Below are 26,673 nucleotides of genomic sequence, written 5' to 3' on the forward strand. Positions count from 1 at the left end.
GCAATAATGCGTCTCTTGCTCCTCGAGTTATTACTTTTGGCTAGTCCAATTAAATTTTTTCCTTTTTTATAAAATTTGGAATCTGTTTTTTAAAATTTTTGGCCTGATGGACTTGCCATGAGGAATTTGCATAGATTCCCGAGCATTTGTCCAATCTCTTTCCATTGCGTGTACCCTTATTTCAAGTACCTTGCGAGTTCTTTTAAAAAACTGATATGCCCGAACAAAAAGTGAGTATCCTTACCGCCTTTAAAACCATTATTTGGCCAAGGCGGAAATTGGTCTTTATCGGCCTTTTATTAATAGTAATCAGCAAAGCGGCCAGTTTTGTAACGCCGATTGCCTCAAAATATCTCATCGACGATGTTATCGCCAAAAAAGATGTTCAGATGCTTAAGATTCTGGTAGCAGGGGTCATCATTGCCATTTTGGTTCAGTCGGTCACTTCGTTTTTGTTGACCAAGATTTTGAGCGTTCAGGCACAATACATGATTTCGGAACTGCGTGCCGATGTACAGAAGAAAGTGCTCTCCCTGCCCATCCGTTTTTTCGACAATACGAAATCCGGCAATCTGGTGTCGCGGATCATGAACGATGTCGAAGGGGTCCGTAACCTTATCGGTACGGGACTGGTGCAGTTGGTCGGGGGCACCGTAACCGCGATTGTTTCCCTTATTTTACTATTGCGGATCAGTCCCACCATGACGCTCTTTACTTTTATTCCACTGGCGATTTTCTCTTTTATCGCACTGAAGGCGTTCAAGATTATCCGTCCTATTTTTCGCAAACGCGGAAAAATAAATGCGGAGGTCACCGGACGTTTGACCGAAACTCTGGGAGGCATCCGTGTCATCAAAGGTTTTAATGCCGAAGCACAGGAGAATCGGATTTTTGAGGATGGTGTCGAAGAATTGTTCCAGAATGTCAAAAAAAGTTTGACCACAACGGCCTTTATGACCAGTTCGGCCACTTTTCTTATCGGGATCGCAACCACTGGCGTAATGGGTTTGGGCGGATATAAAATTATTCAAGGAACGTTGACGATCGGCGACCTTTTGATGTTCACGGTGTTATTAGGCCTAATGGTCGCCCCTATCGTACAGATGAGCAACATCGGCAGTCAGTTGACCGAGGCACTGGCTGGACTCGACCGTACCGAGGAACTTATGAACATGGCCCCGGAAGCCGATGAGGCCAACCGCACCTTGGTACTCGATAACGTGAAGGGCGATATGGCATTTCATGACGTTTCGTTTGCCTATGAAGAGGATAAGGAAGTACTGCACAATATTAGTTTCGAGGCCAATTCAGGTTCGGTGGTAGCCCTTGTGGGAAGTTCCGGTTCGGGAAAAACGACTATAGCCGGATTGGCCGCAACCTTTTTGAATCCCGATTCAGGGAAGGTGACCATTGACGGCAAAGATCTATCGAAGGTTGACCTCAACAGTTTTCGGCAACATCTGGGTGTTGTTCTACAGGATGATTTTCTCTTCGAAGGTACCATTCGGCAGAATATTCTGTTCCCACGGCCGCACGCATCCGAAGAACGATTGCAGCAGGCGGTAAAGGCAGCCTATGTCAACGAATTTACCGACCGCTTCGATGACGGCTTGGACACCTTGATCGGCGAACGCGGTATCAAACTGTCCGGGGGGCAGCGTCAACGGATTGCCATTGCGAGGGCGGTCTTGGCCAATCCGAAAATCCTTATTCTGGACGAAGCTACTTCCAATCTGGATACCGAAAGTGAGGCACTGGTCCAAAAAAGCTTGGCCGAATTGACCAAAGGGCGGACCACCTTTGTTATCGCCCACCGGTTGAGTACCATTCGTAAGGCGGACCAGATTTTGGTTATCGAAAACGGACGCATTGCGGAGCGGGGCACACATGATGAACTGATTGCTTCCGAGGGACGATATTATAACCTATTTACCTATCAGGCAAGAATCTGAATTGGAACACGCAATTGCCAGGAGCGATTTTGTGACGAAGTAATCTGTATAAACTTCTCGCAGGGTTAAACAGATTGCTTCGCTGTGCTCGCAATTTTCAAAAAAAAAAAGGAACCGTGCTAACACGGTTCCTTTCTCACAATTGGTTTGGAAATATCCCCAAATCAATTTACTCTTCTTACTGCTCAACAGCGTTTCCTTCTTCGTCAACGATAAGGGCACCTGAAGTTCCATCTTCCAAAGAAACCTCTACTTTGTAATGACCAGCTTCGTTCTTGGCTGCACCGTTAACGGTAGCACCAGGATAGTTAGTTTCAATCATTGTAGTAATAGCTTCTGGCACTTCTTCAACTGCGATTTCGCTGAAATCGTCTTGGGCAACAGCTTCAGTGGCAGCTTCCTGTCCTTCTGCAGCACCTTCGGTTGCTTCATCTTGTACTTCTGTAGCAGCATCAGTTGCTTGATCTTGTACTTCTGTAGCTGCATCTTGCGCTTCAGTAGCCTGCTCTTCTTGAGCAAAAGCAGTTAAACTTCCTAATGCAAATACGGCTGTAATAAATAACTTTTTCATGATGTTCTGAATTTAATGTTTAATAGTTAAATACTTGTTCTATTTGCTAAACCATATTGAAAATATGATACCAAAATGAATTTAAAACATAATTTATTGACTATCAGTTATTTAAGTATGTCAGGGAATTCTAGCAGTGTGTAAATCCGTGAAAACATTCACCAATTGGGTAAATTTTTCACAGTTTTTAGCTTTCTGGGGCCAACTCTACCTCCAAACCGTCCAAGTCTTCGGTCAAGTGAATTTGACAACCCAATCGGCTATTTTCGGCTACATTAAAGGCTTCTGCCAACATGGCCTCTTCATCATCCGATTTTTCGGGAAGTTCGTGGTCGGATTTTACATAGCACTGGCAGGAGGCGCACATGGCCATTCCGCCACATATACCGATAGTGCCTTCGGGAGCCAGTTCGTAAGAGCGAACTACTTCCATCAGGTTCATGTTCATGTCAGTCGGAGCATCTATCTCGTGGACGACGCCTTCGCGGTCGGTGATTCTAATTTTAATGTCAGTCATTAATCAATAAAGGTTAATTCAGAAATTAGGTCCCTAATAAGGTAATCCCTTGTAAAACTTTAATCTATCGCTTTAACTACGGCTTTTGGTGCCTCCTTTTTGCTGCCATCAAAACCGATCACTCCTCCTACCGTCGTATACTTCATTACATATTTTTTATCGGGATGGATACGTTGGTAGGCGCTCTGGCACATCAGCGTCGCTTCGTGGAAGCCACAAAGGATCAATTTTAGTTTACCGGGATAGGTGTTGACGTCCCCGATAGCGTAAATTCCCGGTACGTTGGTCTGATAGTCGAAAGTGTTTACCTTAATGGCATTCTTTTCGATTTCGAGCTCCCAATCGGCAATAGGGCCCAACTTGGGCGATAATCCGAATAAAGGGATGAAATGGTCTACTTGTATCCTCATATCCTCTACCGCAGTGGTATTCTTTCGGACGGTTACCGCTTCCAGCTTTTTATCACCCTCAAGAGCCGTGACCTCGCCGGGGGTAATCAATCTTATCTTCCCCTGATTTTTAAGGGATTGTACTTTTTCCACGGAATCCAACGCACCCCGGAATTCCTTTCTGCGATGTACAAGGGTTACTTCGGAAGCTACGTCCGAAAGAAAGATACTCCAATCCAAAGCGGAATCGCCGCCCCCGGCAATCAACACCTTGGTATCGCGATAGACCTCGGGGTCTTTGATGATATAGGCTATGCCGTTATCCTCGTACTTTTTCAAGTTCTCCAGTAAGGGCTTTCTGGGTTCAAAACTTCCCAATCCGCCGGCTATAGCGACAACGGGGGCTTGGTGCTTCGTTCCTTTGTTCGTAGTCACTATAAAGGAACCGTTTTCTTGCTTTTCAATGGTCTGCGCCCTTTCGCCCAAGGTAAAACCGGGGGAGAAGGATTTGATCTGTTCCATGAGATTATCGACCAAATCACCCGCTAGGACTTCGGGAAAACCGGGAATATCGTAAATGGGTTTTTTGGGATAGATTTCCGAGCACTGTCCGCCCGCTTGGGGCAAGGCATCAATCAAATGGCATTTTAACTGTAACAGGCCTGCTTCAAAAACGGCAAAAAGCCCGGTGGGGCCCGCACCGATAATCAATATATCAGTAGTAATCATTCAAAAATCATCTTTAAAAATCCCACGCTCATCATCATCTGCATTTAGAAGAGTAAGCTCCCAGCAGTCATTACGCTACCGGTTGGCCTACATTAACGACCTCTTCGATCTGGGGCGCATATTTCTTTATGGTCATTTCCACGCCGCTCTTCAAGGTCATTTGGTTGACGGTACATCCGATGCAATTTCCTTCCAACCTTACCTTTACAGAGTTCTCGTTATCGATGGATATCAATGAAATATCGCCCCCGTCACTTTGCAAAAAGGGACGGATTTCATCCAAAGCCTTTTCTACGTTCATTGTTAGTTCTTCCGAAGTCATTATTTCTTTCCTTTGACAGCGGAACAGCCCGCCATTGTTGTTATTTTGATCGCTTCCGTCGGGGGAAGGCTTTTGTTTCTTCGTACCAGTTCCTGTACGGTATTCTTGGTCAGTTGCTCGAAGGCCTCTTCAACAGGAGTAGCCGTTTGCAAAGCGGCCGGTCTTCCAATATCACCGGCTTCCCTTATACTCTGTACCAATGGAATCTCTCCCAGAAAAGGAACTCCGAGGTCTTCAGCCAGATGCTTTGCCCCCTCCTTTCCAAAGATATAGTATTTGTTTTCAGGAAGTTCCTCAGGTGTAAAATACGCCATATTCTCGACAATACCCAATACAGGTACGTTAATGGATTCTTGCTGGAACATCGCGACACCCTTACGGGCATCGGCAAGCGCCACCTCTTGTGGTGTACTTACGATTACGGCTCCGGTTACCGGCAGGGCCTGCATAATACTTAAGTGGATGTCGCCCGTTCCCGGGGGAAGGTCCAACAACATAAAATCAAGCTCGCCCCAATGGGCGTCAAAAATCATTTGATTGAGCGCCTTTGATGCCATCGGCCCACGCCAAATGACCGCTTGGTTGGGTTGCGTGAAAAATCCGATGGAAAGCAACTTGACGCCGTGACTTTCCACAGGCAACATTTTCGATTTACCATCGACATTGACTGCCTTCGGTTTTTCTTGGGTCACATCGAACATGGTCGGCATAGAGGGGCCATAGATATCTGCATCCAGAAGTCCGACCTTAAAGCCCATCTTCGCCAAGGTCACCGCCAAATTGGCCGTAACGGTAGATTTACCGACACCGCCCTTACCGGATGCCACGGCGATTATACTTTGAATACCGGGAATCGGTTTGCCCTTAATCTCGTTCGCCTTCGGTTTCGCAGCGGGAGCATCGACCTTGATATTGATTTTTATCTTAGCTTTCTCGTATACTTCCCTATGGATTATTTTTAGGATTTCGACCTCGGTCTTCTTCCGGGCTTGTAAGCTGGGGTTACCGATGGTAATATCGACCTCGACCTCATCCCCAAAAATCTGTATGTTCTTGACCGCCCCGCTTTCGACCATATTCTGGCCCTCGCCGGGTACGGTAATGTTTTCCAAAGCCTTTAAAACTGCCTGTTTTTCAATCTTCATTCTCCGATTTCTTTCCGTTTTAATGTAAAATCATTCTAAACAACAAAGATACGGCGTAGGATTGAGACGGTAAAGGGATGGGGATTAAATGTGGCTATACCTTCCTCCCATCCAGCAAATTTAGGGTGCGCTTGCCATATGCGGCGTTTTTCTCGTTATGCGTCGCCTGAATGATTGTTACCCCGTCATCATTTAATTCCTTAAACAATTCCATAATCTCATTGCTTTGTTTGGAGTTCAGGTTGCCCGTGGGTTCATCGGCCAAAATCAATTTGGGTTTGGAAATCAAGGCGCGGGCGACACCGACCAATTGTTGTTGACCGCCACTAAGTTGGGTCGGAAAAAGGTCTTTTTTGCCGACGATACCGAAGCGATCGAGCATGTCGGCGACCATGGCCTTGCGCTCGGAACCTTTCAGTTTTTTGTACAATAAGGGCATTTCAAGGTTTTCGTAGACCGTTAGCTCATCAATAAGGTGGTAGGCCTGAAAAACAAACCCGATGTACTGTTTGTAAAGATTGGCGCGGTGTTTTTCTTTGAGCTGGTGTACGGGTTCATCCAAGAAATTGTATTCTCCCTCATCAAAATCGTCGAGCATACCGATGACGTTCAGCAAAGTCGATTTCCCCGATCCCGAAGGGCCCATTATGGAGATAAATTCTCCCTCTTCGACTTCAAGGTTGATGTCTTTTAATAGGAAGACCCGTTGCCCGCCCTGTTGTACCCATTTGAAAATCCCGTTTAGTTGTAGTAGCATTTTTTAAATTATTGAGGTTACTGAGTTAATTGGATATCGTGTTACGTTATTTTTAAAAAATGGAAGGCACCTTGCAAGTTTGGGTTCGGAATTCCACAGTAAACCTACAACAATCGCTTATGCCGCGCCAATAGCATACAAATCAGTGATATTTGGAAGTCTGCGCATCACTCATCCCGCAGCGCATCCACAGGGTTGTTCGTCGCCGCTAGAAAACTCTGCCAGCTCACTGTTATTAATGCGATGACCAATGCCGTTAACCCCGCCAAGGCGAATATCCACCAGCTCAAAGTGGTTTTATAGGCAAAGCCTTCAAGCCATTTGCCCATGGCGTACCATGAAATGGGTACAGCTATAACAAAGGCCAGGCCGACCCATTTGACAAAATCTTGGTTCAATAGTTTTAGGATTTGGGTAATCGAGGCACCATTGACCTTTCGGATTCCTATTTCCTTCCTCCTTTGGATGCAGGTGTAGGAAGTCAGACCGAAAAGGCCCATGGAGGCGATCAGGATGGCAAGGATGGTGAAAATCTGGAAGGCCGAAGCGAACTTTTTATCCTCTTTATATTGGGCCTCGAAATTTTGATCTAAAAAGGTGTACTTATATGTGCTTTCCGGAAAGACTTGATGCCATGTTTTGTTCAATTGCTCCAGCGCATCGGTCATACCTGCCATGGTGGCCGACCGTTTTTCCAGTTTGACCAGAATATTTCTTAGGGGTTTGTTATGCATTATGATTAAGGGCTCAATGGGGGACTTCAATCCGAAGTGATGGTAATCCTTGACGACGCCAACTACGGTCCACTCATCATCAAAAAATTTGACGGTCTTACCAATCAAAACTTCAAGGTCGGTGACTTCCATAAAGCGGGCCATTTTTTCGTTGATAACGATTTTTTTGCTAAATCCACTGGCCGTTTGTGGAAAAGTTCCTCCTGCCGCGAATTCCATTCCCATGACATCAAAATAGTTGGGCTCTGCGACATAATTGTACCACACCCGTTTATCATCGGTTTTTCCGTTGGAAAAGGTCATACCAATATTTGAATTCAAGTTTGAGAAATCATCGCCCGGATAGGTCGAGCTTAAGGCGACATCGGCTACGTAAGGGCTTTTTTTAAGTTCGCCGACCAAAGTGCTATAATCACTTCTCAATACAGAATCCCACTCCCTGTTCAAAACTTGTCCATTAAGGGAGACCAAATTATCAAGCTCGGCACCGATGGGCCGGTTTTGGAGAAAACGGATTTGCTTATTCGCCATAAAGGCCCCGGTCAACAAAGTTATCGTTGCTAAAAACTGTCCGATAATCAAGCCCCTTCTCAAATTAAGCCCTTTGGTAGAGGCCTGTAACTTTCCCTTCAGCACAGTTACCGGTTTGTACTTGCTCAGAACAAAAGCCGGATAGAAAGCCGACAAGATGGCTCCTATTAACATAAACCCGAAATACGGTAGAAGCCTCTTTATTTGTGTGCCATTAAGTTCAAGCTCCAACCCGACGAACCGATTAAACGCCGGAAGCAAGACGAATGCTGCCCCAATGGCCAAGACTATTGCAATACCGTTCAAGAGACCCGATTCTATAAGGGACTGCAGAATCAATTGTGGTCTTCTTGCCCCTACGACCTTTCGCACTCCGATTTCCTTGGCCCGTTCCATCGATTTGCTGGTGGAGAGGTTTACGTAATTCATCCAAGAAAGCAGAATGGTGATAAACGCGATAATCGCCAAAAGCCGAACACTATTCACGTTGCCGTTGGCTTCGGCCTCATAGGGCTTATTTGAATTGAGATGGATATCCTCTATCGGCTCTAAATGATGCCTTTCATTTTTTAGGCCTTCCGGCTCGAACGCCATTATCTTCTTGTTTAACGCAGTGACATCGGCATTTTGATCCAATTTTAAATAGGTAAAATATTCATTTTGGTTCCATGTATATTTCCAATCGCGCTCGAATACGGGCCAAGTATAAAAGGTCTTGAACGAAACGAGAAAGTCGTTATTGATATGGCTGTTCGGTACATCTCCGTTCAACACCCCGGTAACCTTAAAGTTGGTATTTCCCCCTTCGGCTATTTTCACGATTTCTCCAATAGGATCTGCGGAACCGAAAATCTTTTCTGCCAATGCAGCCGAGAGTACAATGGAATAGGGTTCGTTCAAGGCGGTACGTATGTCGCCTTTTTGCAGATTGCGGTCGAATATCCCAAAGTAACTGGGATCCGCCAATGCCCCGGTGTTTTCGTCAAAAACGGTATTGTCATGCACCAACACCAAACCTTTCACGCGACGGAGCCGAACGAAATCTTCAATTTCCGGAAATTTTTCTAGTAAGGTGGGACCGGTTACAATATAAGCATTGGCATCACCAGGCACCCACTCGACACCTTCCACATAATCCATAAACACACGGTGTACATTTTCCGATCCTTCAAAGGTGTCAAAGCTACGTTCATGGTTTACGTAGAGCATAATCAGGATAAAGGATGCTACGCCAATGGCCAATCCGAAAATGTTGATAAAGGAGTACAGCTTATTCTTGAGCAGATAGCGTATTGCGATTTTTAGGAATACGGTGTACATGGTTTTTCTTTTAACTGGATGTTCTTGGTTTGATCAACTTGTAAGGTTTGCTACCTTAGGCTAAACCTTTAGGGTTGAGCTCGCAAACCTCACTATACTCACAAAGATTGCTCGTTCCTATACTTATACCTCGCAGCTCAGCGACGTCAGCGACAGCTTGAGGGCGATTCATCACTCATCCCGCAGCACATCGACCGGCTTCTTTCTTGCGGCCTTGAAACTCTGCCAGCTTACCGTCAACAGTGCGATGGCCATGGCGATGAATCCCGCCAAGGCGAAAATCCGCCAACTTACTGTTGTTTTATGGGCAAAGCCTTCCAGCCATTTTTGCATCGCATACCATGCAATCGGTACGGCAATCAAAAAAGCGAATACTACCCACTTTAAAAAATCTTTATTGAGCATCGCCAATATCTGGAATACCTTGGCGCCGTTTACCTTTCGGATACCGATTTCCTTTGTCCTTCTGGCCGTGGTATAGGCCGAAAGGGCAAAAAGACCCATGCACGACAGGATGACCGCCAAAATGGAGAACCAACCGATTACCGTGTTTATCTTTATGTACTCCTTGTACTGTTCGTTAAGCTTGTCGTCGGCGAAGAAGTAGGAAAGGGTCGAGCCGGGAAGCACTTTATCCCACCTTTCCTTCATCAAATCGACTACTTTCAAACTCGATCCTTTTTTTGCCTTGACCGATAAATAGTTCCAGTCCGTAAAACTTTCCTGTTTCGAATAGAAGTGGGCCAAGGGCTGCATCTCGTGCTGTACGCCCTGATAGCTGATGTCATCGATTACGCCGATAATCTTGTAGGGCTCCCCTGATTCGGAACCTTCATGGAGTACTTTTCCGATGGGATTGGGAATTCCCAATTCGGCAATGGCCTTTTTGTTCAGTACGACCGTGTTTTTATGCGACAGGCCATTCTTTTCAAAACCTGAACCGCTCAACAGAGCGATACCGAAAGTTTTAAAGTAATTGTTGCCAACATATGCCTTTCTCAGATATAGGGTTTCGGTATTGTTTTTTCCTTCGGGATAAAAAACATTGTAGTTTTCATTGTAGGTGCCGGGAATATTTCCCGAAAAACTTACCGATTCCACATACGGGCTGGCCTCCAATTCTTCGGATATACGCTTAAAGTTTTGGGAGGTGGTTTTCGGATTTTCATATTGCCAACTATCCAATTGGGCGATAATTACGTTTTCGTCGTCGAACTTGGGGTCTTTGTGCAACATATAATCGATTTGTTTCCGCACCAAAAAAGTTCCTGATATCAGCACGATGGCGATGACGAACTGTACCACGATCAAGGAATAGCGGGAAGCCGATTTTTTGGTATCCCCTGAAAACACATTCCCCCGTAGGCTTTGGGTCAATTTTCCCCTTGCCCAAAACAGGGCGGGAATACTTCCGGACAAAAGCCCGACAATACCCCAAATCAATGCAAGTACGCCCAACCAAATTGTATTTTCAAAAGGGTCGAAGCTCAAATCGGCCTCGAATAGTTGATTAAAGGCCGGAAGCAGCACGATCAAAAGAACCATACCAAGGATTAGGGCGATAAAACTGACCAGTAGCGATTCCGTCATGATCTGTTGGAAAAGCGTACGGGAGGTAGCACCATGGACTTTTTTGATACCGATTTCCTTAATCCGTGCCATGGAACCGGTTATGGTCAGATTGATAAAGTTAACGATAGCGATACCGATGATGCCCAAGGCGATAATGGCCAGAATTACTATCAGCGTTTGGTTCGATTCTACAACGGAATGATACTCTTTGGACGGCAATAGGTTCAGGTCGGTCTTATTTTCGCCAACGGGAAGAAAATTCTCGGTGACGATGTTCTGTAGTTTGGTTTTAATGTCTTCGGGCTTTGTTCCATCCTGTAAAACGACATAAGTTTCCGAAAATGTATTGTACCAATCATGAACATCCATTATCCATGAAGAAATTTCTTCCCCGGTTTCGTACGATGCAACAATATCAAATGTAACTGAAGAATTGGCCGGAATATCGACTACTCCTTTTACGGTAAGAAATACATCGTCAAATTTTATTCGCAGTTGTTTTTCCAGAGCAGATTCGCTTCCGAAATATTTCTCGGCAAATTTTTTGCTTATAACGACCCCATATTTTTCCCCGATAGCATTTTTCGACGAACCTTCGATAAACGGATAGGTAAAAACGGAGAAAAATCCGTCATCGACATATTTAATGTTCTCAAGGAAGGCAATGTCGTTATAGCTGATTCGGAATTCCTCCCAATCAAAAATGCGTGTCCCATCAACGACTTCAGGAATTTCTTGAAGCATTTGGGGCAACAATTGCCCTTTGGTCTGTACGCTTTCCCCTTCACGTACCCTATAAATGTTCTCCAGATTTTTATTAAAATGGTCGTACGTAAGGTCATTGTAAACGTAGAGTGCCAACACCAAAAACGAGGCGATTCCCACCCCGAGACCTATCGTATTAATCAAAAAGGTGGTTTTGTTCTTGATAATGCTTCTTAGAAAGAGTTTCAGATTGTGTTTGAACATGGTTTCTAATTTTTTATTCGTTGTTCTTTCGTTGACTAACTTGCAGGATTTAGGTTCGGGATTCTGCCTGCGAAGTCCTCTCCCCAGCCCCTCCATTCCTCTCTGTCGCGCCTCACTTGTCGGATGCATGAGGGAAGGGAGCTACCTGTCGCAGGTATTTAAAACTGCATTTTTTCGATGTTCTCCTTTTCAAGGAGGTTTCGAGTTCTCCCCCACAAGTGGGAGTTAGAGTGAGAACTCTTCACTCCGTTCGCAGACTCTTCACCGGATTCCGATTCGCCGCTGCAATCGTTCGTATACTAATAATCACAAGTGCAATCAACAACATGGCAACCCCGCTCAAAACAAACACCCACCAGCTCAGTTCCGTTTTATAGGCAAAATCCTGTAGCCAATTGTTCATACCCCACCAGGCGATCGGTGCGGCAATTACAAAGGCGATGCCGACGAGGATCAAAAATTCCTTACAGAGCAATAGGTTCAGTTGTGCCAAGGTGGCACCCAATATTTTCCGTATACCGATTTCTTTGGTGCGGCGTTCGGTGGTGTGGATGACCAACCCTAGAAGGCCCAGGCAGCTGATTGCGATTGCTAGACCGGTTGCCCATGTCAGCAGTACTGAGGTTTTTCGCTCTTGTTCGTAGAATTGTTTTATGGTATCGTCCATGAATTGGACTTTAAAGTCATCTTCGGGATAGATGGATTTCCAAGCGTCTTCGATTTTTCCTATAGCGTTTGGCCAGTTTTTAGTGTCATCGGTCCGAAACGAGAAGTGTACCGTTCCGTTCTGATTTCCCCCAACAAAAGCCAAGGGGTCTATTTTTGACCTTAAGGAACGCTGGTTGAAATCTTCCATGACACCGACAATAGGGATATTTTTGTCATCTGCTTTCACAGTCTGCCCGATAATATCCTGCGGATTCTCAAAACCCAAAAGTTTCATGCCGGTTTCGTTGACCACATATTCACGAATAGAATCATTCAGGGGTTTACGGCCCGCCAAAAGTTTTATGCCATAAAGATTAAGATAGTTCTTGTCGCCATTGAGCAATTGTAATTGTATATTGATTTGCTTGCCCTCGGCAAAATACGTCAATGATCTGCCAGCATAGTTGTTCGAGGCGGGAGGCCCACCCGCTAGGCTGACTTCTTGTATTTCAGGTAGAGCCTCTATCATCTTGGCAAACCTTTGTCTCTTTACTTCGGAATGAATATGGTAAGGTGTGCCAATATAAGCGACGGATTTCGTTTTTATACCCATGTCCTTCGTCATCATATAATTAATCTGCCTGCCAACTAGTAGTGTTGCAATAATAAAAATCTGGGCGATCACGAACTGAAAGATGGTTAGATACTTCCGTAGCGAACCTTTATCGTTACCGGGTAAAATTTGGTTCTTCAATACTAATACCGGCTTGAATTGGGAAAGTACTAGTGCGGGATAAAATCCGGAGAAGATTGTAATCAGAATAACCAATACGATAGTACAGAATATGAGTATTGGATTTCTAAAAAGCGCTAAACCAATATCCGGGGGCATAAATTCTGAAAATAACCTGAACAGGCCTGATGCAAAGAATATAGACACAATGGCCGCCGTCGAGGTCAAAAACAAAGTCTCGCCCAAAAATTGATAGACCAACTGACTTTTTGAACTACCCAAGGTCTTGCGGATGCCGATTTCCTTAGCACGTTTGGTCGCTTGGGCAGTATTCAAATTGATAAAATTAATACATCCCAAAATCAGTAAAAATAGGGCTATCAACGATAAACCTAGTAAAACAGTGTCATCCGCCCTATGTCTTGTACTATCGAAAACGGCATAATCATCGTTCATATGAAGTTCTGCCAATGGTTGCAGACCGTAGGTTGTAATATATCCTCTAGCTACGACTTTTTTGTTCTCGTGTTCCTTGGCTAAACCGATAAGGTACCCTTTCAGACTTTCTAGGTTAGCTTTTTCCTTGGCCTTTATAAATACTTGCGTAGAAGAACTCATACCCTCCCAACTTTCATTGTAAACACCGTAGTTCATATCAGTGTTTTTAGCGGTCTTGCGTGAAACGAATTCCTGAAAAGTAAAATCGCTGCGTTCTTTAAAATTAGCAACGATACCCGTAATCTTTACGATTATGGAGTCGTTATAAGTTACCGTCTTTCCCAAAACTTCCTGAGCAGAAGTATTCGGGAAATAAGTCGCGGCCCTCTTTTCCGTAATGACCACCTCATTGGGACCGTCGAGAATGTTTTTTGCGGATCCAGCTAGCCAATCGTATTCAAAGACTTCAAAGTAACCAGTTTCAGCGAATATAATATCCTCGGGATTTTTAAAATCCTTTCCTGTAGCATCAATCCTAATGGTGTTGAAATGAGTGATGAAAAAAGTGCTGACGTTCTCAATACCGGACACCTCGGCTTTTAATGCATTACCCAAAGGTACCGGCACGCCCCGAAAGTGACCTTCTTGATCCGGCCCTTTGGTATCAGTCACAACCCGATAAATCCGCTCCCCATCCTTATGGAATTTATCGAAAGTAAAATCATAATAAATCATAGCCCCTATCACAAAAGCGGAACTTAGGCCTATCGAGAGACCAATAATATTGATTAGGAAAAACACCTTGTTCTTCCAGATGTTTCGGAAGGCGATTTTTATATAATTTCTAAACATGGTTCTCTTTTTTCTTTTATGGACACATGGCTTTCGAGGACATTTCGACCTCTTTGGGAACTGCCTTCATCCAGAGAATACCACTAGTGAATGGGATTCACAGGGTAATTATGAAGTCGATTTTCATGCCACATTCACAAATAACTAAAGACCAATTACTTAAGTATAAAAACAAAATTAAAATACTATCTAAGTGTCAAATATTTAGACAGACACTGTATAATATATGGACATCTTCTAGGCACATGGATGCCGCTCAAAGCCAACGCAACTCGCCAGGATTCCACTTTTAAAACCCTCCTAACCTTATTTCCGTAAGTCTGGTCATGAAACAATTCCTCTTTTCGCTACTTTTTCTTCCGAGCGTCATGCTTGGGCAAAAAATAGATCATTTGGCATCGTTTCGCGACCTCAACACCGATTCCTATTTTCGATCCAATTATGACAACGACTTTTTTGCCGCTGCCGACAAGGATTATACGCAAGGCTATAACTTTGAACTGGTAGCTCCCGTTCTCAAAAAAAATCCGCTCAACGTTTTGCTTTTGGCCCCAAAAGAAAGTGTTTCCAAATATGGGCTTTCCATTGAACATATTGGTTTTACGCCACAACAATATCAACTCCCGGACATTCAATTCGAAGACCGGCCGTTTGCCGCAGCAATCGTACTTAAGAGTTTTCTTGTGGCGACGGATAATGTTCAAAAATCTAGAATAACATCTTCGTTGAGCATCGGCCTGATCGGTCCCGGCGCCTTTGGTAAGGAAATGCAGACGGGCATCCATAAGCTCACCGGCAACAAGATTCCTTTGGGCTGGCGGCATCAGATTAAAAACGATGTGGTGCTCAACTATCGTTTGGGCTATGAAAAAAGGCTATGGTCCTATAACGATCTATTTTCGTTACAAGCCCATGCGAACGCGCAGTTGGGCACCTTGTTCACACATGTATCCGCTGGGGCAAACAGCACTGTTGGACTTATCGACTCCCCATTTACCGGAGACAAAAAAGGTTTTCGACTCTATTTATATGCACAGCCTACGTTAAAATTCGTAGGCTATGATGCGACCTTGCAAGGTGGTCTTTTTAATAGGGACAGCCCTTATACCATTTCCGCAGCTGCCGTGGAACGGTTTACGGCCCAATTCGATTTTGGCGTAGTACTTAAAACACGCACCCTGTACTTCGAATATACCCGCTCTTTAATCACACGGGAATTTGAAACCGGACAAGCCTCGGCTTGGGGAGGCGTGAACATCGGGGTTACGTTTTAACGATCGGGCGTTCTTCTTAGCAGGCTATTATTGAGAAGAATGCTTTCCATAGAAAATGGATAAGGTTAATGCATTTACATTTTTCTTTGGAACAGATCAATCTTCTATAGTAACCTATTTTTCTCATCTTCGGCACCGCCCTTTTTATCCGCAGACTTCAATTTGATGATTCCGAATTTGTAGGAAACTCTTAATCGGGTAACAATACTGTCAAAATCCAAATCAATATCATAACTGTCAAAGATGCTGAAGATGGTTCTTTTGCCCCAGCACCTAGCAGGTTCGCAAACGTCTTACTCCGACCGTAGACTCTTTACCGGGTTCACAACTGCCGCTTTTATACTTTGATAGCTAACGGTCAACACTGCTACCCCTAAGGCCAATAAAGCCGCAACGGCAAAAATGCCCCATCCTATTTCCATCCGATATGAAAAATCTTCGAGCCATTTGTTCATAACGTACCAGCCTACGGGTAGAGCGATGGCTATCGCGATGACGACCAGTTTAAGAAAATCCGTGGTAAGCCGGTAGGTTATTTGGCCGACACTAGCTCCCAGAACTTTGCGAACGCCGATTTCCTTGGTTCGTTTTTGGGCGTTAAAGGCGGCGAGACCTAACAATCCCAAGCAGGCTATTACGATGGATAGGATGGTAAAAAGGATAAAAATACTTCCCAATCGTTGTTCGGCTTCGTAGGTGCTGGTGAAAGAATCATCCATGAAGGAATAATTGAAGGGTTGGCCGGCTGCGATTTCGTTCCAAATAGCTTCGATATCTGCGATGGTGTTTTTAAAATCCCCCGCTTTTAGTTTTACTGCCAAGGTTCCTGTTGAAGGTCGCATAAAAAGGCCCAAGGCGCCTATATTCTTCCGTAAAGTTTGGTAGTGAAAATTTTTAACGACTCCTATCACGGTATAGAATACCTTTTCCTCGAGATCGGTATCCTCTGTAATCCGCATCCCCAAGGCTTCATTGGGGGTAACGCCCATAACCGGAAGGGTCGCCTCGTTGATGATGACCGCCGTGGAATCGGCGATAAACCGTGGGTCAAAATTTCGTCCGGCAATAAGTTGCATGTCAAGGGTAGATAGATAATCGGCATCAACATCCCATTCCTGCATCTGAATGGCGTTCTCCTGATTCATGGCACTTTCCTCAAAGAAAGAACTGTCTGATCGGAAAGAGGGCGTAGGAAGAAAACCGCTCATTGTAGCATTTTCGACTCCGCTTAATTTGAGCACCTCATCCTTAAAGGCCTTTGTCTGATTGCCCGCTGCATAGGTATCGTTGATAAGAAGAATTTGATTTTTGGTATACCCAAGGTCTTTGCCCTGAATAAATTGCAGCTGTTGAAAAACGACCAGAGTGGCCACGATCAAAAAGACCGAAATTGCGAATTGGAAGACCACCAACGTATTTCGGATGCTTCCCCCACCAACTTTGGTCTGCCCGCCTCCTTTAAGGGTTTTCACGGGCATAAAGCGGGACATAAAAAATGCGGGGTAACTTCCGGAGAAAAGTCCCAATAAAACAGTTGCGGATATTAAAATTATCCAGAAAAAGGGATTTGCGAAGGGGATGGTAACGGACTTACCGGAAAGTTCATTGAAAAAAGGCAAAGCCAAAACAGCGATGACAACCGCCATAAGCAATGAAAGGAAAGAAACTAGGCCGGATTCCGTCAAGAATTGGCGTAGCAAATCGGCTTTATTGGACCCCAAAGTCTTACGAATGCCGACCTCCTTGGCCCTTTTGAGGGAATGCGCGGTAGAAAGGTTCATAAAGTTCACGCTGGCCAAAACGATCAAGAAAATCCCGATAAACAACAAAATATATACGTTTTGAATGCTGCTGTTGGCACTAAGCTCTACATTGCGGTTCGAATACAGATGTATGTCGGTCAACGGCATGGTGTGATAGCGAATATAGTCTCCTGAAGCCGCGAACGTTTCCGCTGTCATCCCCGGAAAATACTTCTGTGCCCAGGGTAGCATATATTTTTCGAGCATCCCCTGTAAATTCATATTAAAGTCTTCAATATTCGCACTGGGTATCAGTTTGACGAATGTGAAATAGTTCATACCACCCCAGTTTTCTTCCCGTGAGGCGACATTACCGGCCATGGCCATAAAAACCGTATGATCCCTTAAAAAGGAATTTTCGGGAAGGTCGTTCATAACCCCAGTTACGGTGTAGGTATCGGTATTGTTCAGCAATAAGCTTTGGCCCAGCGCATTCTGAGTGCCGAAATATCTTTCCGCGGCTGCTTTCGTAAGCACCAAGGTGTTGGGTTCGGTCAGGGCGGTGTTGACATCGCCAACGAGAAGATGTATATCGAACACGTCAAAAAAGGTGGAATCGGCAAAGGTTACCTGCATTTCCTTGGTATTGTTCTCCGTGCCGGATTTTCGGATCAGCATACTCCCCAGTTTCCGAAACCTAACGGTGTTTGCCACTTCTGAATAATCCCTTCGCAATGTCCCGGCCATGGGCGCGCCGGCTTCAGCGGCCATCGTTTCCGCTCCGCCAAACTTGATATCGGTATCTATTCGGTATATTCGGTCGGCATCGGAGAACATTTTATCGAAGCTCAGTTCGTCGTAGATGTATAGCGCTATTAACAACCCGCCCGCCATTCCGACAGCTAATCCGAAGGTATTGAGAAAGGTCAGAAAGGGTTGCTTCTTTAGGCTTCTCCAGGCTATTTTTAGATGGTTTTTGAACATAATTACATTCTTTTATCTTCTTTCCCGAACCTCGGCTATGCTCGGCATAAACTTCGGGGGGATTTTGTTAAACTTAATTTCTAAATTCCTTCGATTTTCAAGGCATTATTTCGCAGGCGGAACCTTTTAGGTTTGCTGCTAAATTGCGCATCAGAACTAAAGGGATTACTCGTGCCCTTCTCATACCTTGCAGGTCACTCCTGAGCCTCGACGATACCCTGCATATCGGGATTTTCTCACTCTGACCGCAAACTCTTAAGAGGCTGAATCAACGCCGCCCCCACCGATTGATAGCTTATGGTCAGAATGGCAATGCCCAAGGCAATACCGCCCGCGGCCAAGAATATTTCCCAGCCTATGTCGATGCGATATGCGAAATCTTCTAACCATCGGTTCATTGCGTACCAGCCTATGGGGACAGCTATGGCGATGGAAATCAGGATCAATTTCATGAAATCTAAAGTCAACAACTGATAAATGCTCTTGAACGGGGCGCCAAGCACCAAACGGATGCTTATTTCCTTTTTACGCTGTTCGACCATAAAGGCGGACAGGGCAAAGAGGCCCAAGCAGGCAACGAAGATGGCGAACAGGGCAAAGCTGTTGAAGATGCTGCCCATTCGCTGTACATCGGCATGCATTTGGGTAAACTCTCGGTCCAAAAAACTATAGTTGATGGTTTGGTTCGGCACGTTTTTGTTCCAAACTGATGTAATAGCCTCCAGAGCCTGGTCAATATTTCCTTTTTCTAGTTTTACGGATACCGCTCCGATATCTTTACCTATGACCAAGGAAAGGGATGAAATATCCTCCTTCAAGGATTTAAAATGAAAATCCTTGACAACCCCGACTACGGTCAAAATTTGGCCATTGTTGTCCAATTCTTTTCCTACCGGGTCGGTCAATCCGAGCTCTTGCGCCATTTTGGAATTGATGATGATGGAATTGATCGAATCGGAAGCAAATTCCTTGGAGAAATCGCGACCTTCTTTCAACTGTATGCCTAAGGTTTTGATATAATCGTAATCGACCCTCCAGATTTGGGCGGGAATACCCCTGCCCTCGTTGCCTTCATCAGCTCTTCTAAAGGTATTGCCGTTTCTACTGCCCCCGTCGATCGGCAAATAATTTGTAGCGGTAACTTCTTTTACCTGAGGTAATTGTAAGAGTTGTTCTTTGAAAGTGTCGCTACGATTTCCCAAAACTCCCGTACCTTCGAGAACTACGACATGCTCTTTATCGTACCCTAACTCCTTTTTGAGGATAAAGTCCATTTGACGGTAAATAATCAAGGTGCCAATAATCAATATCACGGAAGTGGTAAATTGAAAAATGACGAGGCCACTCCGAAGTTTTCCGCTTTTGCTGCCCACGCTAAGTTTGCCTTTCAAAACATTAACAGGCCTAAATGCCGATAAATAAAACGCGGGATACAATCCTGCAACAACGCCGACCATTACCGAAGAAATAAAGAGTATAGGCAAAAACCACCAAGCGGCCCAAGGCATGGCGATGGACTTCGCTGCAATGGCATTGAACGAAGGCAGTAACGCCCAAGCCAATACAATGCCCAATACAAAAGAGATACTACTGAAAACGACCGATTCGGTCAAAAACTGGGCGACGAGATTTCGTTTAAAAGCACCCACGGTCTTTCGCAGACCAACTTCCTTGGCCCGGTTGGCCGACTTTGCCGTGGAAAGGTTGATAAAATTGATAACGGCCAAGAGCAAGACAAATCCGGCAATGGCTGCAAACAACCAAACGAACCGGATGTCGCCGTGTTGTAGTCCGTCTGCCATTTTGATATCGGACCGCAAATGGATATCGGTTACCGGCTGCAACTTGTATTCAAATGTTTTTAGCACCTCTATAAAATCCGGGGCGCGACCACGGTCCAGTTGCGCGGGAATCAAATACTTTTCTACGATGGATTTCATTTTTTGTTCCAATTCCAAAACATTGGCGTTCGGGTCGACCAAAACGTAGGTAAAGTAGTTCTGGTTCGTCCAACTCCCATTGGGATCCTCTATCGGGAGCATAAAATCGAAGTCGAGATGCGAGTTCTTGGGCACATCCTTCATCACCCCCGTTACCTTAAACGGTTTTGAGGCGTCATTATCCAAGATAATGGTCTGCCCCAATGCATTTCCGTTCTGAAAGAATTTTTCCGCCTTCGATTTAGAAATGACAATGCTTTGCGGATTGGTCAGCGCCGATTTCGGATTACCCTGTTCCAGATTGATTTCCAGAATATCGAAGGCCTCTTGGTCGGCAAGAATAAACCCATTCTCAAAAGTGTTCTGCGATTTTCCGGACAAGCGCATTCCCCGCTTACCGGCACCGAAAATCTCTATGGTATTTACCTTGCCCGCCTTAATTATTTCCGGGAAGTCGGTTTGGAGGGCGTCGGCAAAAGGCAATTGAAAATGCGTGCTTTTGAAAAGCTCGCCCTGGAAAGTCCCCTGCATCACCACCCTGTAGATTTGATCTTTATTGGCGTAATGTTTATCGTAGCTGATTTCATTACGAATAAACAGGGCTATCAAAAGACAAGCGGCGATACCCACGGCAAAGCCCCCAATTTTGATGGCGGTAAAGAGTTTATCCTTTCTGATGCTTCGCCATGCGATTTTTAGATGGTTTTTGTACATGATTTCTAGGGATTTCTTATTCTATTAGGAATATTTCACGATTCACGGCAAAACAATGAGTCAGTAGCAAGTCGATTTCCATGCCAAACAATTAAACTTCTAAAATTCAGACAGTTATATTATACTCAAAATATTTTACAGTTTAAAGTGTAAAATATTTGGACAGCGCTTGTAAAAGATTTTGACATACTATCTTGCCTAATTTCGCTAATAAACTCTAAATCACTGTATTTTACGAACTGTTGCCTCCCCTATAATTATACCTTTGTTGACCTTGGGATTTCCTTCATAAGTCACCGTGGCTTCTCCATAGGCGGTAACTTTTAGGTCGTCATTCACTTTCAGGCGATAACTACCTTCTCCGTAAGCAATTATCTTGGCAGACTTACTGTCAACACCCAAGGTGTTGATTTTGGTTTCTCCATAAGCCGTAATCTTATGTCGCCCGATGGTACCTTCCTTGATCTCGAGATAACTTGCGCCATATATGGTAGTCTTTAGACGACCTATATCCACGCTATTGAGATATACTTGAGATGCCCCATAAATTGTCAAGTTGAATTTATCTCCTTCCAAAGTGCTTTTGCAGACTATGTTTTCTTCGCCTCGTAAAGAGAGTTCTTCAACCTGTTTATAGGTCACGGTCGCCTTTACCACCGTTCCGTTATATATGGATTTCCTTTGTTCGTAACCGTTTTGGTTGGGCTTCTCGCTTTTGGTCACATCCCGGGCACCATCTAGATAGATGCGAAGGGTTTTACCGTTGACCTCGATGTTGATTTTATCTTCCGGTTCGGTACTACTTTCTAGGGACACACTTTCTGAATCGCCTTGTTGAAAAACCACCTGTATATGTGGACTTACGATTACTTTATCAAAGGTATCGACATCTACGGTCTTTGCTTGGGCTAAACCGGTTTGTATGGCCAGTAGGACGAATAGGATTGTGGGAATGGTTTTAATTTTTGTTGTTGTTTTCATGGTTCTCTTTTTTGTTTTTCAACTTCTTTTTTTTCACTCCGCTCGCAAACTTTTCACTGGATTCGCATTCGCCGCTTTCAACGCCTGAAAACTTACGGTCAACAGCGCAATACCGACCGCGGCCAGACCGGCAAGGGCAAATACCCATAAATTGATTTCAATATGATAGGAGAAACTTTCAAGCCAGCGGTGCATCGCCCACCAGGCGAAGGGTATGGCAATCAGAATGGCCACCAGTACCAGCCGCATAAAATCTTGTGACAACAACCTTACGATTCCGGTTACGCTTGACCCCAAAACCTTTCGCACACCGATTTCCTTGCGACGCTGCTCAGCCGTGTAGGCGGAAAGGCCGAACAGGCCCAAACAAGAAATGATGATGGCGAGCAAAGCAAATATTAGGGAAAGGTTGCCGACGAGTTTTTCGCTTTGGAACCTGGCATTAAAGGCATCGTCAACAAATTCATATTCAAAGGGAAAGGCGGGGTTGTAGGCATTCATTACCTCTTCCATAGCGGTAAGCGTCTTGGCCATTGCCACGCCGGGCTTGGTCCGCACGTACATAAAACGGGCAAAATCGGGATTGTTAAAATACATTACGGGATCGCTGGTTCCATACATGTCTCCGTATAAATAATCCTTTACAACACCAATCACCGTGTAGGGTCTGTTTCGCGTGACCGTTTTACCTACGGCACTTCCTTTACCCATCAATTGGGCAAATGATTCCGAGATGAGAATATTGGTGCTGTCCCGGGCCATATCATCGCTAAAGCCTCTGCCTTCCAGAATTTCCATCCCTGCGGTTTTGAGAAATTCGGAACTTACATATCTAAAGGATATAAGTACATCCTCGGTCTTGGCACCTCCTTGCCATTGGAGTCCTGAACCATTATTTCCGCCGGATAGGATTTCGGAATTGTTCAAGGCCACATTTTCAACCGTGCCCGAAGCAATCATATCCGCTTTTATAGGATTGAAATTTTTGACCATATCCCCGTTAACGTCCATTTTAATAAGATTCTCCTTATCATAGCCCAGATTGCGGCTTTTGACGTGTTGAACTTGCTGATAGACAATAACAGTACTGATGATAAAGACTATGGATACCGTAAACTGTGCGACGACCAGCCCTTTTCGTATCACCGTGGCACTACTATCTTTGGATTTCGCACCTTTTACGGCATCCACAGGTTTGAACGAAGACAGGTAAAAGGCAGGATACCAGCCTGCGAGCAGTCCGCAGATCAAGGTAATGCCAAAAAGGGATGTAAAATGCACGGGGTCAAAAAACCGGAGCATCAACTGTTTTTCGATAAAGATGTTGAACTGCGGCAGTAAGATCAATAGTAGCAGGACACTTACCACCGCTGCCAAGGCCGCCGTGATCAAAGCTTCCGCAAGAAACTGTGAAATCAATCTTCCTTTTCCGGAACCGAGGACTTTTCGCACGCCGACTTCTTTGGCTCTTTTTTCGCTTCTTGCCGTGGAAAGGTTCATAAAATTGATACAGGCAATCAATAGGATTATGATAGCTATAAGCGTAAATAATCGAACATAAGTGATTTGCCCGCCCACTATTTTCCCGTTCTCGAATTTAGACCATAGATGCCAGTCTTTTATGGAATGTAGAAATGCATAGGTATCGGATTGCTCGATTTTTGAGGGAATCATTTTCCGTATTTTAGCATCCACAGAGGCAACATCAGCTTCCGGCGAAAGTTCCACGAACGTATCCGCAAAATTGCTATCGTACGCTTTCATCCATTCGACACCCTTCGAGTAGCGTTCAAAGGGCACCAGCCATTCAAAGGTAAAGGTCACGGTTTCGGGAAGGTCGTCAACTACGCCCGTAACAGTATAATTGTCCTCATTATTTACTCGGATAACCTGGTTCAGAACTTGAACGTTCTTACCAAAGAGGTCGGCGGCAGTTTGTTGGGTCAGTATGATAGCATCCGGTCTATTGAATGCCGTTTCTGCATTTCCTTCCTTAAAGTTGAGACTGAAAATCTCTAAAAAATCGGTATCGGCATATCTTCCCCTTCTATTTATGGCATTCTCTTTTTCCGTAAAAAGGAAATTCTCGCTCGAGGTTCTCGCCGATCTGATAATTTCGGGGATTTCGTTTTTTAGATCGGCTGCCAAAGGGCCGGGAGTGGAGTAAAACGTTCGCCATTCCCCTTCGTAATTTTGATTGGTGGGCAAATAGTAGACCGTCTCCTGTTTGGGAAAGACGCTATCAAAATTCATTTCGTCTTCTACCCACAATAATATCAAGCTGGCGCAAGTTATACCGATGGCCAGTCCGAAAATATTGAGGGCGCTGTAACCTTTGTTCTTCCAAAGGCTTCGCCAAGCGATTTTTAAATTGTTTTTGAACATATTTGATGATTTCGATTGATGCTATTATTTCATTCCGTGCGTAAACTTTTCACAGGGTTCGCCAATGAAGCCTTCACCGCATGAAAGCTAACGGTCAATAGGGCAATCAACAGAGCTGAACCTCCGGCCAACGCAAACATCCACCATTGGATTTCTATGCGATAAGCGAAATCTTCCAACCAGTAATGCATGCCGAACCAAGCGATCGGGATTGCGATCAAAAAGGCAATGCCGACCAGCTTTAAAAAATCTTTTGATAATAGATTAACGACCCCGCCAACCGTCGAGCCCAGCACTTTGCGGATACCGATTTCCCGCTTACGCTGTAAGGTGCTGTAAGCGGCAAGGCCTAATAATCCTAAACAACTGATCAAAATAGCCAAAGCGGCAAAATTTAGAAAGAGATTTCCGAAGCGCTCTTCGGTACGGTACTGCCTATCGAAAAATTCATCCAAAAAGTAATAATCGAAAGGTTGATCGGGCAGTATGGTCTGCCATGTATCTTGAATCGATGCAACGGTTTGCGTACTATTTTCAGGGCTTATCTTGACCGCCATAAGATTGGTGTTGTTCGGTTCAATACGAACTGTCATCGGCTTGATATTCTGCTGCAGAGACTTAAAATGAAAATTCCTTACCACACCGATAATCTGGCCCTGACGGCCCCACTGGTCGAATTTGGCCCCTAAGGCATCCTCGGGAGAACTGTAGCCCAAAAGCTGTACGGTCTTTTCGTTCAAGACCATTGCTTCGGTGGAATCTGTGACAAAATCCCTTGAAAAACCTCTTCCGGCTACCATCTTCAAGCCCAACTGATTCATATAATCGTAATCAACAAAATAGGCGTCGAGATTGGCGACCTGCATGTCTCCGTTCTTGTTCTCGATTTCGGAATAGGCTCCGCTATTCTCGCCCCCGGGAACTGCAGAACCCAGACTAGTAGATACGACGCCCGGCAAATTATCAAGGGCAAGCTTTAGGGAAGTTTGGGATGGTGAGACGTTAGTCTGCAAAATCAGCGTCTGCTCCTTGTTGAAACCCAATTCTTGGCTGCGCATGAATTGCATCTGGTCATAGATTACGATCGTACCAATGATGAGCGCGATCGAAATGGTAAACTGCGCGATGACCAATCCCTTTCGCAGCAGCGTACCCTGAGTACCTGTCGAAAAACTTCCTTTTAGTACACGTACCGGTCTGAAGGAAGATAGAACGAAAGCAGGATACATTCCGGCCAAGGCTCCGATTCCTAAAGAAATCAGCAGCAATATTCCTATATATCCGGGATTGGAAAAAATACCGTCGCTCACCGTCTTACCTGCCAAATCATTGAAAAGAGGTAAGAAAAGTGCCGTGAGAATCGTGGCCATTACAAAGGCGACGAGACAAATAATCACCGACTCGCCGATAAATTGGAAGCCCAGTTGTCTTCTTTCCGCTCCGATTACTTTGCGGATACCCACTTCCTTGGCCCGCTCAACGGAACGCGCCGTGGTCAGGTTAATGAAGTTGATACAGGCAATCAATAGGATAAATACTGCGACAATCGAAAAAATATAGACATTCGACATGCTTCCGTCACCGTTTCCGCCTCTTTCAGAATGCAGATAAACATCCTTGAACGGCTCAAGGTACAGCGTGACGAACATTTGCGATTCCCTCTGGTTGTCCCCGGTATTACGTTCAATGAACTCTGGGAATTTGGACTCTAAAACTTGGTAATCGGTGTTCGGATTAACGAGTATATAGGCAGAAGGGTTATAACCACCCCATTGCTCATCGCTTTCCGGACTCAAACTTTGGGTAAAAGTCGCCATCGACAACACCATATCTCCCTGAATATGGGAATTTTCAGGAATATCTTCCATTACGCCTGTAACCCGTACGGGAAAAGCGTTGTCACTAACGAGCAGGGTTTTTCCGATGGGGTTCTGCGTACCAAAGTATTTGGTTGCCGAGGTTTCCGATAGCACCATGGTATACGGCTCTACAAGCACATTGGCGGCATTACCCTGTACCAGTTTAAAGTCAAAAATTTCAAAAAACGCCGAATCGGCCGCGATAGTCCTAGCTTCCTTGTACTTAATATCATCCTTACGCACCACCCCTTCCAAATTCATAATTCGCACTGCCGCTTCAATTTCCCCAAACTGACTTTCAAGGTTCTTCGCTACCGCCCATGCCGGTTTATCGGCCTCGATAGTTTCCGAAGGCGTCTTAATGTCCGCCACTACCCTATAAATGTTATCGCCCTTGCTGTGAAAACCGTCATAGCTCAGCTCGAATACCACATAAAGCAATATCAGGAAACCAGCGGCCATACCGATGGCGAGGCCCATAATGTTCAGAAAAGAGAAGCCCCTGTGCCTCCAAAGGTTCCGTAGTGCTATTTTTAAATAGTTTCTAAACATGGTTGACGTTTTTAATTTGATAATGAATGGAGTTCTGCATGAATCGATGAAGAACTTGCTTCC

At 44.8% G+C, this 26,673-nt stretch carries 16 protein-coding genes; 2 read left to right on the forward strand and 14 right to left on the reverse strand.

Annotation, left to right across the window (positions count from 1 at the left end):
* The first annotated feature begins 215 nt into the window (after positions 1 to 215).
* Positions 216 to 1,952, forward strand: coding sequence for an ABC transporter ATP-binding protein (locus BLT07_RS00535; RefSeq protein WP_091864679.1), 1,737 nt, complete (start codon positions 216 to 218; stop codon positions 1,950 to 1,952).
* Positions 1,953 to 2,130: 178 nt separating this feature from the next.
* Here the strand turns inward: BLT07_RS00535 and BLT07_RS00540 are convergent, their stop codons facing one another.
* The 9 genes from BLT07_RS00540 to BLT07_RS00580 form a co-directional block, all read right to left on the reverse strand.
* Positions 2,131 to 2,523: a hypothetical protein gene (locus BLT07_RS00540; protein ID WP_175455220.1), complete on the reverse strand. Its 393-nt coding sequence runs from the start codon at positions 2,521 to 2,523 to the stop codon at positions 2,131 to 2,133.
* Between the two features lie 187 nt (positions 2,524 to 2,710).
* Positions 2,711 to 3,040, reverse strand: coding sequence for a 2Fe-2S iron-sulfur cluster-binding protein (locus tag BLT07_RS00545; protein ID WP_091864681.1), 330 nt, complete (start codon positions 3,038 to 3,040; stop codon positions 2,711 to 2,713).
* A 59-nt stretch (positions 3,041 to 3,099) separates the two neighbouring features.
* The gene (locus BLT07_RS00550; RefSeq protein WP_091864683.1) at positions 3,100 to 4,158 is read right to left on the reverse strand and encodes an NAD(P)/FAD-dependent oxidoreductase; all 1,059 of its coding nucleotides are present in this window, start codon (positions 4,156 to 4,158) and stop codon (positions 3,100 to 3,102) included.
* Positions 4,159 to 4,228: 70 nt separating this feature from the next.
* A complete protein-coding gene (locus tag BLT07_RS00555; protein ID WP_091864684.1) occupies positions 4,229 to 4,480 on the reverse strand; it encodes a NifU family protein in 252 nt (83 codons plus the stop codon).
* On the reverse strand, positions 4,480 to 5,625 hold the full coding sequence (locus BLT07_RS00560) for an Mrp/NBP35 family ATP-binding protein (RefSeq protein ID WP_091864686.1): 1,146 nt from the start codon (positions 5,623 to 5,625) through the stop codon (positions 4,480 to 4,482). Before BLT07_RS00560 ends, BLT07_RS00555 begins: the two co-directional genes overlap by 1 nt.
* A gap of 94 nt (positions 5,626 to 5,719) precedes the next feature.
* The gene (locus BLT07_RS00565) at positions 5,720 to 6,382 is read right to left on the reverse strand and encodes an ABC transporter ATP-binding protein (protein ID WP_091864688.1); all 663 of its coding nucleotides are present in this window, start codon (positions 6,380 to 6,382) and stop codon (positions 5,720 to 5,722) included.
* A 167-nt stretch (positions 6,383 to 6,549) separates the two neighbouring features.
* Complete coding sequence (locus tag BLT07_RS00570; RefSeq protein WP_091864690.1) at positions 6,550 to 8,967, reverse strand: ABC transporter permease; 2,418 nt, start codon at positions 8,965 to 8,967, stop codon at positions 6,550 to 6,552.
* A gap of 171 nt (positions 8,968 to 9,138) precedes the next feature.
* On the reverse strand, positions 9,139 to 11,508 hold the full coding sequence (locus tag BLT07_RS00575; RefSeq protein WP_175455221.1) for an ABC transporter permease: 2,370 nt from the start codon (positions 11,506 to 11,508) through the stop codon (positions 9,139 to 9,141).
* A 241-nt stretch (positions 11,509 to 11,749) separates the two neighbouring features.
* Positions 11,750 to 14,179 (reverse strand): ABC transporter permease, encoded by a 2,430-nt coding sequence (locus tag BLT07_RS00580; protein WP_091864693.1) that lies wholly within the window; start codon positions 14,177 to 14,179, stop codon positions 11,750 to 11,752.
* Between the two features lie 326 nt (positions 14,180 to 14,505).
* Here BLT07_RS00580 and BLT07_RS00590 point away from each other — a divergent pair, with 326 nt between their 5' ends.
* Complete coding sequence (locus BLT07_RS00590) at positions 14,506 to 15,453, forward strand: lipid A deacylase LpxR family protein (protein WP_091864697.1); 948 nt, start codon at positions 14,506 to 14,508, stop codon at positions 15,451 to 15,453.
* A gap of 293 nt (positions 15,454 to 15,746) precedes the next feature.
* On the opposite strand, the gene BLT07_RS00595 is transcribed toward BLT07_RS00590, so the two are convergent.
* The 5 genes from BLT07_RS00595 to BLT07_RS00615 form a co-directional block, all read right to left on the reverse strand.
* Positions 15,747 to 18,179 (reverse strand): ABC transporter permease, encoded by a 2,433-nt coding sequence (locus BLT07_RS00595; RefSeq protein ID WP_091864698.1) that lies wholly within the window; start codon positions 18,177 to 18,179, stop codon positions 15,747 to 15,749.
* Positions 18,180 to 18,415: 236 nt separating this feature from the next.
* The gene (locus BLT07_RS00600; RefSeq protein ID WP_091864700.1) at positions 18,416 to 20,833 is read right to left on the reverse strand and encodes an ABC transporter permease; all 2,418 of its coding nucleotides are present in this window, start codon (positions 20,831 to 20,833) and stop codon (positions 18,416 to 18,418) included.
* A gap of 222 nt (positions 20,834 to 21,055) precedes the next feature.
* Positions 21,056 to 21,814: a head GIN domain-containing protein gene (locus tag BLT07_RS00605; protein ID WP_091864702.1), complete on the reverse strand. Its 759-nt coding sequence runs from the start codon at positions 21,812 to 21,814 to the stop codon at positions 21,056 to 21,058.
* Between the two features lie 33 nt (positions 21,815 to 21,847).
* Positions 21,848 to 24,199, reverse strand: coding sequence for an ABC transporter permease (locus tag BLT07_RS00610; protein ID WP_091864703.1), 2,352 nt, complete (start codon positions 24,197 to 24,199; stop codon positions 21,848 to 21,850).
* Between the two features lie 29 nt (positions 24,200 to 24,228).
* Positions 24,229 to 26,610: an ABC transporter permease gene (locus tag BLT07_RS00615; protein WP_091864705.1), complete on the reverse strand. Its 2,382-nt coding sequence runs from the start codon at positions 26,608 to 26,610 to the stop codon at positions 24,229 to 24,231.
* Positions 26,611 to 26,673 lie beyond the last annotated feature (63 nt).

The sequence above is a fragment of the Pricia antarctica genome (assembly GCF_900101815.1).
GTDB lineage: Bacteria > Bacteroidota > Bacteroidia > Flavobacteriales > Flavobacteriaceae > Pricia > Pricia antarctica.